At 65.7% G+C, this 8,483-nt stretch carries 4 protein-coding genes; 3 read left to right on the forward strand and 1 reads right to left on the reverse strand.

Annotated features, from left to right (window positions below):
- Window positions 1–28: 28 nt before the first annotated feature.
- A complete protein-coding gene (gene mobF, locus NQ038_RS13920) occupies window positions 29–3,493 on the reverse strand; it encodes a MobF family relaxase (RefSeq protein ID WP_257062837.1) in 3,465 nt (1,154 codons plus the stop codon).
- Window positions 3,494–3,699: 206 nt separating this feature from the next.
- Between mobF and chrA the strand changes: the two genes are divergently transcribed.
- From chrA to NQ038_RS13935, 3 genes are all read left to right on the forward strand, one after another.
- Complete coding sequence (gene chrA / locus NQ038_RS13925; protein ID WP_257048962.1) at window positions 3,700–4,914, forward strand: chromate efflux transporter; 1,215 nt, start codon at window positions 3,700–3,702, stop codon at window positions 4,912–4,914.
- A 72-nt stretch (window positions 4,915–4,986) separates the two neighbouring features.
- Complete coding sequence (locus NQ038_RS13930; protein WP_257062840.1) at window positions 4,987–6,945, forward strand: heavy metal translocating P-type ATPase; 1,959 nt, start codon at window positions 4,987–4,989, stop codon at window positions 6,943–6,945.
- Window positions 6,942–7,679, forward strand: coding sequence for a VIT family protein (locus NQ038_RS13935; protein ID WP_373456828.1), 738 nt, complete (start codon window positions 6,942–6,944; stop codon window positions 7,677–7,679). Before NQ038_RS13930 ends, NQ038_RS13935 begins: the two co-directional genes overlap by 4 nt.
- The last annotated feature ends 804 nt before the right edge of the window (window positions 7,680–8,483 follow it).

An 8,483-nucleotide genomic window follows, 5' to 3' on the forward strand; every position in this document is an offset into this window, starting at 1 on the left:
CACCGTCGGTAGCCGCGTTCACGACAGATTAGAAGCTCAGGCCCGGTCCCTCGCGGCGGGGCGTGGTGCGGTGCTCCTGTTCGACATCGTGCAGAAGCGCGCGCTCCCGCTCGACACGCCGCGCCTCGCGCGCGGCCTGCTCAGACTGGCTCTGCTCGATCCTCGCCGTCGCCTCTGCAGGAGTGAGGGTGGCGAGCAGCTCGGCGTCCTCCCTTGCCTGTTTCGCCGCCTGTGCCGCCCGCGCCGCCTGCTGCGCGGGATTGGCGTTGAGGTAGTTCTCTCGATTGCGGTGCACTCTCTCAGTGCCGAACGCGCGCGCGTACGCTGCCAACCGAGCCATCTGCGCCTGCTCGGGCCGACCGACCAGGGCGTCGCGCGCTTCCCGGTGCTCGCGCTCAGCCTCGGTCACGCGGGAGTCGCCGTCGACCAACGGCCCGGTGACGCGCTGCATCCACGCCTCGCTGTTCTCGCTCCACTTCGGCGGGCCGCCCCACTCGTCCGTGAGATGCTGGCGTGCCTGCTGGGCGCGAGCCTGCGCGGTTTCGTGGTCGGTGCGGGCACGACGCTTCCCGAACCACGACACTGCCTGTACTTGATCGGCTGCTCTCTGCTCGGCGGCGTCGGCATCCTGCCAGTCGCTCAGCGCCGCCTCTGCCGCTGATACGACCGGGGCGGCGACCTCGCCACGCACCTCAACGGCCCGCTGCCTTGCCGCCTCCTCGGCCGCGCGTGCCCTTTCCCGGCTAGCCGTCTCGCGTTCGCGGAGGTCGGCGAGGGCGGTGCCGACCTGCTGCCACCGTGCCGCCTGCACCTCGGCGGTCTGGGCGCGGTGCATCAGCGCGGCGATCTTCTCGTTGACGAACTTCACCGGCCCGTCGTCGGTCAGCCCAGCTACGGCTTCCGTGGCGCGCCGTGTGGCGGTGGTGAGGCCGCGGTCGGCGCGGTCGCGTGCCATCGCCTCGATGAACTGCGCCCGCGCATCCGCCTCGCTCTCCGCCACCACGTGCAACAGGTTGTGGTCGCGGCCTCGGGTCATGCCGACGTAGACGCTCGCGGCGCTCGTGGCGTCGGTGAGGAGCGTGTGCGCTCCCGTCACGGTTGCGCCCTGGACCCCGTAGGAGGTTGCCGCGTAGGAGAGGTGGGCGTGCTCGGCCACGTATGCGGCGGGTAGGCGGACGGTGTGTTGCTGTTTGCGCCCGTTCCCGTGTTCGCGGACGCGGAGCGCACCGTCGTCCTCGACGTGTTGCACGATCCATTGCTGCCGGTTCGCCACCCCGATACCGGAGTCGTTCTGTCGCGTCTGGATCAGATCACCCGCCCCGATAGCGAGATCATCGCTGCCGTAGACGGTGCGGGTATCGTCGACGACACCCTGAGCGACACGCACCTCGCGGATGGCGGCGTTGACGGTGCGGGCCTCGTCATTCGTGCTCACTGTCACCGCCTCACCATCCTCCCGCTGCCGGGCGACATGGGCATGCGCGTCCTCGCCGCTGGCGTGGAGCCGTACAAGCCCCTCGGCGTTGAGTCGGTCGAACACATCGCCGGGGTCGGTGCCGTCGCGCATGCGCAAGGTGAGGTCGGCGTAGGCGGGGTCGGTGAAGCGGTGCACCTCGGCCATGTCGAACGTGCGACCCCGAATCTGCGCGGCCATGTCGAGCACCCCGCCACGACCGACCGCGGGAAGCTGCGCACGATCCCCAACGAGCGCGACCGTCGCTTTCGCTTCGGTGGTGATGGTGAGGAGGGCGAGGGCGGTGTCTTGGTCGAGCATCCCGGCCTCGTCCACGATCACCCGCTCACCCCGTGCAAGCCGCGCCTCCATGTTCGGGCCGTTGTAGGTGCGGCCCGTCTCGGGGTCGGTGTCGCCGGGGGTGAGGCGCGTCCAAACACCGTCGTCGTTCCAGCGCCAGCCGTGGGCGTGCACGAGCGCTGCAACACTCGTCGCGGGCACGCCGAGTTCGTCGTGCGCGACCTGCGCGGCACGCAACGTCGGCGCCACGACTCGAGCCGCCCGACCGTGCTGCGCTGCGACCTCGATTGCAGCGCCGAGCATCGTGGTCTTGCCCGCACCGGCCGCACCCTCCACGACCACAAGCGGATCACGCGACGCGACCGCGGCAGCCGCGATCGTCTGCCCGGCGTCCAGACCGTGCGCGTGCGCGGTCTCGTCCAGGTCGGGGTGACGCGGTTCGCGCTTCGGTGCGCACTGGGTGAGGAGGTCGCGCAGCTCGGTCTCGGCCTGCACCACCCGCACGCTCGTGAGGTGCGCAACATGCTCGGGCGTCGGTGCGCCGGGCGGGAGGATCGATAAGCAATCCTCCAACACCAACCCCGTTGCGATACTGACGAACTCGCGTATCTCGGCAGGGGTGGCGTGCACGCCGTAGTCGGTCATGACGCGAGTCGCGTGCTCCTGCACGCTGTGCCGCGTCCACGCCGACCCGCCTGCCGCGCAGCGATCGAGTGCACGACTCGCCACCTCTTGCACGGAGAGGTCATCGAGCGATACCCGTGCACGTGGGGCGGGGCGTTGCAACGTGTCGGGGTCGTAGCCGGCCTCCCGTAACTCCGCGATCCACGCCTGTTCCTCGTGCAGGGTGGTGGTCTTCTTCGCGGGGCGCTCGTGCGCCCACGCTTTCGCCGCGAGGCGGGCGGAGACGACCGGCCCCATCGTCTCGCCCGGATGCGCCGCCTCCCATTCGGCCTCGAACCGTTCCAGATGCTTGCGCACCTGCTCGCCGCGTTTGCTCATCACGGGGTTGAACCGTTCGAGCTCGACCACCTCACCCGTCATGGTGTCGAGGGTGAGGCTGTGCCGGTCGAGCACCTCGGCGAGCTCGGGGTGCGCGGCGATGACGGCGGTGCCGAGGGCACGGATCGCTCCCTGCTGCTTGAACAACGCCGCCGTATCCAAGGCGCGCCATTTCCCGGCCGCTTGCACGCGGGTGCCGATCTGGAAATGGATATGCCGATGCGGATCACCCGCACGGCTCGTGCGGTGCGACACGGCAACCGTCTGCACCTCGCGGGCGGGCACGACCTCCTGCTTCCCGCGAGGGCCGACGCGAGTAACGGAGTGCTGGGCAATCCATCGCCGAATCTCCGCCACGGCATCCTGTTCCGCCAGGTCGAGGGCATCGGAGACCTCCGGGTGGAGTGCGGCGGCGATCGACAAAGACTTGGGGGCGTTGACGACCATCTCCGCGAACCGCGGCGATCCCTGCCGCCCCTGACCAGGCAGTCGCGGCTTTCCCATCGACTCGCCCGTGACCGGGTTCACCCAGTCCACCCATCCGGCGTAGGCCTCCGGGTCGAGCCCGAGAGCAGCGGTGACGTTGCCCTTACTGTCGAGGGTCGTGAACTGCGCGACAGAGGCGTCGTCCCCGAGGTAGTAATCGTCAGCGCGGGAACGGTCAGCTTCGACATAGCGGCGCGCGTCGGCTCCGGTTCTCCGGAACAGGATCACGCCGCCATGCATGAGGACCACCACCTGATGTTTCTAATACAGAAACTGTGTTACCTACCACGGTAGCATACGTTCATTCGAAAGTCAGCAGAGCGATCTTAGAATCGCACTGTGCGACACGGAAGGTTCGCGTAAGTCGGTGACGGCTTCTGAGCCGCGAGTGAACACTGCGTGAATGCAGCGCGGCTAGTAGCGCCAGTCCCGGATGGTGCCCCATTTCTGAGTAAGAAATGTTATCCGCAGAAGGTGGCCGTCGAACCGACTTTGGCGCGCCATTGCTGGTCCTTCTGGTGTTCTTGAGGTTAGGGTGCACGTCGTTCGGTGGCCCGGTCGCTCATCTTGGATATTTTCGAGCAGAGTTCGTCGAGCGACGCAGATGGCTGGGTGATCGCGCGTATGCGGATCTTGTCGCATTGTGCCAGTTTCTTCCCGGCCCGGCATCAAGCCAGGTCGGCATGGCGATCGGTTTGCAGAGAGCTGGAATACTCGGTCTTGTCGCGGCATGGCTCGGGTTCACACTGCCATCTGCGGTATTGCTGTTCGGGTTCGCGCTCGGCGTATCGACCCTTGGCGACGTATCGCAGGCTGGATGGGTGCTGGGCCTGAAGGCTGCGGCGGTCGCGGTCGTGGGTCATGCTGTGCTCGGGATGGCAAAGTCACTCACGCCTGATGCGCGACGAGCGACGATTGCTGTCGGGGTGCTCACTGTCGTGCTGCTCGTACCCGGCCCGCTGACGATGTTCGGCGCGATGGCCTTGGCCGGGATCGCGGGGTTCTTCGTCTGTCGATCCCCGAGCACGGCCGAGAACGATGAACCGCGTTTCCGGGTGCGCCTGCGGCCCGCAGTCGGATGGTTGAGCCTGGCTGTGTTCGTCATGCTGCTCGCAGGGTTGCCGATTCTTGCTGCGTTCACCGGCAACGCCACGGTAGGCCTGATTGACACCTTCTATCGTGCGGGGTCGCTCGTGTTCGGCGGCGGGCATGTCGTGCTCCCGCTTTTGCAGGCTGAGACAGTGCAGACTGGACTGGTGGAGCCGGGTGCGTTCCTCGCGGGGTATGGTGCCGCGCAGGCGGTGCCAGGGCCGCTGTTCACCTTCGCCGCGTTTCTCGGAGCGGTCACCACGAGCGGCCCGAGTGGGCTGCTCGGCGCATCCATTGCGCTGCTCGCGATCTTTCTGCCGTCTGCGCTGCTCGTGATGGGGGTGCTGCCCTTCTGTGAGCGGTTGCGTCGTGCGCCGAGAGTGCAGCGTGTGCTGACGGGCGTGAACTCCGGAGTCGTCGGGCTGCTTGCCGCCGCGCTGTACGACCCCGTATTCACCGCGGGTGTCACGAACGCCGCATCACTCGTCGTCGCGGCACTCGCGTTCGTCGCACTCACGTCCTGGAAAACACCGGCATGGGCGGTAGTGCTCGGGGCCGCAGGAGCCGGGGCATTGCTGCTCTGAATGCGCTACGCGGATACTCAGACGAGGCTGGCCTGCAATGCGAGAAGCGTGCCCGCCTGGGAGGATTGAAGCATGAGCCGTTTTTCATCTCTGGTCAGGGCATATCCACTCGTGATCGCAACACTGTTGGTGGCTATGATCGGGTTGGTTCTCTTAGCGACTCCGGCCAGTGAGTCGGCCAGCTGGATTGTGGGTGCGTATGCGCTCGTGATTGCCGGGTGGGAGGCGGTCGGGATGATCCGGCAGCTCATCCGAGGGCACGCCGGGCTCGACATTCTTGCGGTGACGGCAATCACCGCTGCAGTGCTCGTTGGGGAGCCGTGGGCGGCGCTCGTGGTGGTGCTGATGCTCACCGGCGGGGCGGCCCTCGAAGATTACGCTGAGAACCGTTCGAAGCGGGAACTGACCGCGCTGCTGCGTAAGGCACCCCAGCAGGCCACGCGCATTCTCGCCCCAAGCGCACTCGGCGCGGACATGCACGGGCATACTGCCGAGGTCACGACCGAGGACATACCGGTCGAAGAAGTCGAGGTGGGTGATCTGTTGTTGGTGCGGCCGGGTGCACTCGTGCCTGTGGACTCGATCCTCGTCTCCGAGCACGCCGTGTTCGATGAGTCGTCATTGACCGGTGAAAGCCTGCCCGTTGAGCGTGACGCGGGAGAGAAAGTGTCGAGCGGTGCGGTGAATGGACAAGCCGCAGTCACCATGCGGGCCGCGGCTCCGGCCGCCGAGAGCGAGTATCAGCAGATTGTTCGGCTCGTCGAACAGGCCGCGGGCAGCAAAGCCAAAGTCGTGAGGCTCGCAGATCGGTACGCGGTGCCGTTCACAGTGCTCGCGCTCGTGATCGCTGGGATCGCGTGGGCGGTCAGTGGAGAGGCTGTCCGGTTTGCCGAGGTGCTGGTGGTGGCGACGCCATGCCCGCTGCTGATCGCCGCGCCGGTCGCATTTCTCGGGGGCATGAGCCGTGCCGCGAGGTTCGGGCTGATCGTGAAGGGTGGCGGCACTCTCGAACAGCTTTCACGAGCCCGCTCGGCGGCATTCGATAAGACCGGCACCATCACTACCGGCAAGCCAGTGCTCGAACGCCTTCTGCCCGCCGACCGCGCCAGCGAAGACGAGCTGCTGCGTTTCGCAGCCTCAGCGGAGGTGTACTCCTCTCACGTGCTTGCGGACTCCGTCGTGCAGGCCGCGAAACAGCACGGCTTGTCGCTCGTCGAAGCCGAACATGCCGAGGAGATCGCGACAAACGGAGTCGCGGCTGTGCTCCGCACTCCTGACGCACCTGAGGCAGTGACGGTTCGTGTCGGCAAGCCCTCCTGGGTGCGCCACTCCGCGCCGGACCTCGTGCTGGCAGACCTTGCTCCAGGGGAACTCGCAATCTACGTCTCAGTCGATGGCCGTTTCGCCGGAGCCATCGTCATGCGCGACCAAGTGCGCGAAGAAGCAGCCCAGGCTCTCCGTCAGCTGAGCGCACTCGGTATCGAGCGTACGCTCATGGTCACCGGAGACGTTGCAGCCACCGCCGAACCCATCGCACAGCACCTTGGAATCAGCGAGGTGCACGCCGAGTGCCGCCCCGGCGACAAAGTTCGCATTGTCAGTAGCGTGCAGCCCCGCCCGCTCATCATGGTCGGTGACGGCCTCAACGATGCCCCAGTGCTCGCTGCTGCGGATATTGGCTTCGCAATGGGGGCGCGCGGTGCAACCGCAGCATCGGAGTCTGCGGACATCGTGAACCGCTACGACACACTCTCGGCCCTGCCGCGCGCGGTGAGCATCGGCAAAGACACCGTGCGCATCGCATTGCAAAGCATCTGGCTCGGCATCATCATCAGCGTCGGCCTCATGCTCATCGCCGCCTTCGGGTTCCTCCCAGCACTCCTCGGCGCGTGGCTGCAAGAAGTCGTTGACCTGGTGGCCATCCTCGGCGCACTCCGTGCAGTCGGCCCACGATCTGAGCGAATCACACGATCATCACCAGTCGCATCGACGGAACAACTTCACTTCAGCACGACCCAAGACAGGAAATGAACAATATGGCATCCGGATCAAGCACCACGCCGCATCCCGGCGAAGCCCACCTGCAGAACGTGGGCCAACGTTTGAACTGGCTACGTGCAGGGGTGCTCGGCGCAAACGACGGCATCGTCTCTACCGCGGGTGTCGTCGTCGGTGTCGCTGCCGCTACACCAAACAACGTACTGGCAATCGCGACGGCCGGTATCGCCGCCGTAGTTGCCGGGGCGTTCTCAATGGCTGGCGGAGAGTATGTTTCGGTGAGCACCCAACGCGACACAGAGAAAGCGCTCATCGCAAAAGAACGGTGGGAGCTCGAAACCATGCCCAAGGAGGAGCTTGAAGAACTCACCGAGCTCTATCGACAGCGGGGCCTCTCAGATGACCTCGCACATCAGGTCGCGGTGCAGCTTACCGAGACGGACGCTCTCGCCGCTCACGCAGAGGTCGAACTCGGAATCGACCATGAAGAGTTCACAAGCCCGTGGGCAGCCGCCGTGTCATCGTTCATTGCGTTCGCCGTTGGAGCGCTGATCCCACTCATCATGATCTTGCTCCCCGTCGGCGGACACCGAGTTTGGATCGCAGCCATCGCAGTTGTGATCGGCCTCTTCCTCACCGGTTGGATCAGCGCTGCGCTCGGTGGCGCGCCGCGCGGTCGCGCAATTCTCCGGAACGTGGTCATGGGCTCAGCGACCATGATCGCCACATACGCCATTGGGGCACTCTTTGGCGTGGCCATCGGATAGGCCGCTTCTCGTGATCCGGCCCGCTTTCATGTGCTAACTCATGTGCTACCGACGCTGCTAGGTTGTGAATCGCGGTGCAGTTATCCACAGGTGGGCCTCGCAGAAAACGCGGAATCATGCGGCAGAACGCCGATTCACGATTTCGTGTGCGAGGGGGAACGGATCAGTTCAAGTCCCCCCTCGCGCACGGTGTGAAAATGGTCCGGCAGATGCCGGGCCATTTTTGGTTTGTGGGTTCTGCTGCGTTTTGTACCCCCAGTCCTATTTTGGGGCCGGCTGCGGGGGTGCCATAGGACTGGGGGTAGACGATGCGGTGGGTGGTGCCCCATAGACTCGGCCTGAGCGCTCAAGGCCGTTCTGCGAGGGTCCTGGTCACTGTGGTGGTGTCACGAAGATAGCTGGCCAGTTCGGGTAGCAGCAGCTCGGACAGGTGAAGTATTCCGCAGTGCGCGTCGGCCAGGTCGCGGCCGGGTCTGTTTCCGAAGAGTGGCTCATGATGCGAGGCACGGTTTCGAGCTGTATTTATCGTCGTGAGGGTTCGTTCACACCGGTGAAGCGCTCCGGTCTGTTGGTGAGCACCCTGCGGTCCTCAGCAAGGACTGCGGAACTGGCGGTATCCCAGGACGCTGTCGGACTCTCGGCAACACAAACGACGGTGAGGTGTTGGCAGACGATTTCCGGCTCATCCGATTTGGGAGTGTAGTTGGGGTCTGAATCCCCCTGCTTCCAGGAGGCTGCGTGCAACGTAGTTGGTCAGGTTCCGGAAGCCGAGGGCGGAGCCTCGGAGGTGCTCGAGTCTTCCGT

This window comes from Brevibacterium sp. 50QC2O2 (genome assembly GCF_024580675.1).
In the GTDB taxonomy this organism is placed as follows: Bacteria; Actinomycetota; Actinomycetes; order Actinomycetales; family Brevibacteriaceae; genus Brevibacterium; species Brevibacterium moorei.

Excerpts from the sequence above, each read along its gene's own strand:
- chrA (WP_257048962.1), top strand. The coding sequence starts at position 3,700 with ATGTTATCCGCAGAAGGTGGCCGTCGAACCGACTTTGGCGCGCCATTG.
- NQ038_RS13930 (WP_257062840.1), top strand. The coding sequence starts at position 4,987 with ATGAGCCGTTTTTCATCTCTGGTCAGGGCATATCCACTCGTGATCGCA.
- NQ038_RS13935 (WP_373456828.1), top strand. The coding sequence starts at position 6,942 with ATGAACAATATGGCATCCGGATCAAGCACCACGCCGCATCCCGGCGAA.